The sequence below is a fragment of the Cellulomonas sp. P5_C5 genome (assembly GCF_054049655.1).
Genome location: NZ_JBFULY010000055.1, coordinates 1 through 1,506 on the forward strand (window position 1 = coordinate 1; position 1,506 = coordinate 1,506).

General features: G+C 67.7%; 3 protein-coding genes. 2 read left to right on the plus strand and 1 reads right to left on the minus strand.

All coding sequences use genetic code 11. The features are described 5' to 3' along the window. A partial coding sequence (locus ACXJKF_RS22160) for an META domain-containing protein (protein ID WP_456789904.1) occupies positions 1-345 on the plus strand: 345 nt, incomplete at its 5' end. Then, the gene (locus ACXJKF_RS22165; RefSeq protein ID WP_456789905.1) at positions 342-728 is read left to right on the plus strand and encodes an META domain-containing protein; all 387 of its coding nucleotides are present in this window, start codon (positions 342-344) and stop codon (positions 726-728) included. The genes ACXJKF_RS22160 and ACXJKF_RS22165, both read left to right, overlap by 4 nt. A gap of 65 nt (positions 729-793) precedes the next feature. On the opposite strand, the gene ACXJKF_RS22170 is transcribed toward ACXJKF_RS22165, so the two are convergent. After that, positions 794-1,420 (minus strand): superoxide dismutase, encoded by a 627-nt coding sequence (locus ACXJKF_RS22170; RefSeq protein ID WP_456789906.1) that lies wholly within the window; start codon positions 1,418-1,420, stop codon positions 794-796. Positions 1,421-1,506: the final 86 nt, after the last annotated feature.

The window sequence follows — 1,506 nt, forward strand, 5'->3', positions numbered from 1 at the left end:
GGGGGTGTGCTCGCCGGGTGCGCGAGCAGCTCAGGCTCGGGCGCTGAGCTCTCCCCGACCGACGTCGAAGGCGGGTGGGAGCAGGCGGACTCAGAGCCACGGGTCTACCTGGAGCTCGCCGAGGACGGCGGCCTCACCGGAAGCGACGGCTGCAACCAGCTGACGGGATCGTGGGAGGTCGACGGCACCGAGGTCGACTTCGGCGACATCGCGGCGACGATGATGGCCTGCGAGGACGTCGACACCTGGCTCTCGGGAGCCGAGTCGGCGACCGTCGACGGTGACGAGATGACGATCCTGGGCGACGGCGACAAGAAGATCGGGACCTTGGAGAAGTCTGAGTGATCCGGTCCCGGGTGACCGCCTCGCTCCTCGCCCTCGCGTTCGCAGGTGCGGCTCTGGGGGGCTGCGCGGACGCCTCGACGGGCAGCGCCGCTGTCGAGGACGTCACCGGCCTGTGGGGTATGCAGGACACCGAAGGGATCGCCTCGCTCGACCTGACCGAGGACGGCACGGCCACCGGGACCGACGGGTGCAACCGGATGGTCGGCACCTGGGAGCAGAACRGGACCCAGGTGGCGTTCGGGGAGTGGGCCACCACGCGGATGGCCTGCCAGAGCGTCGACACATGGCTGTCGCTCGCGGTGAAGGCAACCGTCGAAGGTGAGAACCTGATCTTCGCCGACGAGAACGGCGTCGAGATCGGGACGCTGCAACCGAACTCCTGACCCGCCTCGGACATGCCTGAGGGCCGCCTCTGCAGGGGAGGCGGCCCTCAGGCGTCACAGCAGGGTCAGACGGGGATGATGAGGCCCGCCGTCTGCGTCCGTGCACGGTCGAAGCGAGCGGCCGCGTCAGCCCAGCTGACGATGTTCCACCACGCCTTGACGTAGTCCGCCTTGACGTTGACGTAGTCGAGGTAGAAGGCGTGCTCCCACATGTCGAGGACGACGACCGGCACGAGACCGAGCGCGATGTTGCTCTGCTGGTCGTACAGCTGCACGATCACGAGCTTCTGGCCGATGGAGTCCCACGCGAGGATCGACCAGCCGGAGCCCTGGATCCCGATCGCGTTGGCGGCGAAGTGCTTCTGGAACGCCTCGAACGAGCCGAAGAACTCGTCGATCGCAGCGCCCAGCTCACCGGTCGGCTTGTCACCGCCGTCGGGGGAGAGGTTCTGCCAGAAGACGGAGTGGTTGACGTGTCCGCCGAGGTTGAACGCGAGGTTCTTCTCGTGCAGGTTCACGGCGGCGAAGTCGTCGGCCGCACGGGCTGCCGCGAGCTTCTCGAGGGCGGTGTTCGCGCCCGTCACGTACGCGGCGTGGTGCTTGTCATGGTGCAGCTCCATGATCCGGCCCGAGATGTGCGGCTCGAGAGCCGCGTAGTCGTAGGGCAGATCCGGAAGCGAGTAGTCAGCCATGCGTGAGTACACCTCTCCTGCGTCGGTCCGGGACCACCTGTCGTGGTCCGCTCTGTACAAGGAACGGGCGGCTCGCCGTTACGGCG

What these genes read in the sequence shown, in the direction of transcription:
- ACXJKF_RS22170 (WP_456789906.1), bottom strand. Translation starts at nt 1,420, where the DNA reads ATGGCTGACTACTCGCTTCCGGATCTGCCCTACGACTACGCGGCTCTC.